This window comes from Treponema sp. R80B11-R83G3, from assembly GCF_054786115.1.
On the sequence record NZ_BDHF01000297.1, the window covers coordinates 1 to 926 of the forward strand.

Sequence of the window (926 nt, forward strand, 5' to 3'; positions counted from 1 at the left end):
CTTCATTAGTTTATCATAATCCGTCAGGCTGAATATATTGAGTTGGAAAGCCGTTCCCACAAATAAACCGGGTACGAAGGATGTCGTTATTTTAAGCCCAACCTGTCCCGTAAACGCAACTGGAAAACCGTCTGCAATTCCTTCTTTATGATTCTCAAATCCGCTATCAGTCATAAAATTGGTGCCGATCCGAAAATATGGCATAAAGCCAAAGTTTCCGGCGGGAATACCCCAGTGATACCCTAAAAGCATTCCGATACACCATAAGTCGGGGTCAGTATAATATAGATTGAATCCCAAAACACCCAAAAAATCAAGAGAAAAATAAAATGCGGTGGATGCCCTCTCAAATAGATTGGCATAACCGGCCTCAAGGTGGAGAGCGGAATTAATCCGCAGATTTTCCTTCGCTTTCTTGTCGGCCTCTTTTTTGCTCATTAGCGATTTATCACCGGCGGCGACAGAGCCAAAACTTTTAATCCGCCAGTTGCCGTATTCACGTACCCATATTGAACGAACATCCTTGTTGTTTATAGTAAAGACAACGGTATATTCTTCTCCGGATCCGGTAACTTCTTTTATGGCCGCTTTAATCGTTACCTGTCCGCCGCGAAGGCTGTTCTCAATTGTCCACGCGACGGCGTAACCCATGGCGCCCACTACGCTGTCTTCGCACTTTTCAATAAAAGCGCGCCTAACAGTACTGTTGCCCTTATCATACATTTCAGACACGGCATATTCCGCGTTTTCCCCGACACAAATTGATGAAAGATATTCCGCAATATGAGGATACACAGCCTTGTTTTCACCTAACCCTTTTAAAAAATTTTCAAGCCTTTTGTCCAAAGCGGCTTTAAATGTTTCCGGTTTTTGATTAGTAGCGTTGTTAATAAAAGTTTGAGCCGCAGAAGCGGGAATGGCGTAAT

The 926-nt window shown here is 43.5% G+C and carries 1 protein-coding gene; it reads right to left on the reverse strand.

The features are described from left to right. Window positions 1–926, reverse strand: a 926-nt coding sequence (locus ACYVRH_RS13425) for a hypothetical protein (RefSeq protein WP_461257399.1), incomplete at both ends; no start/stop codon positions are given.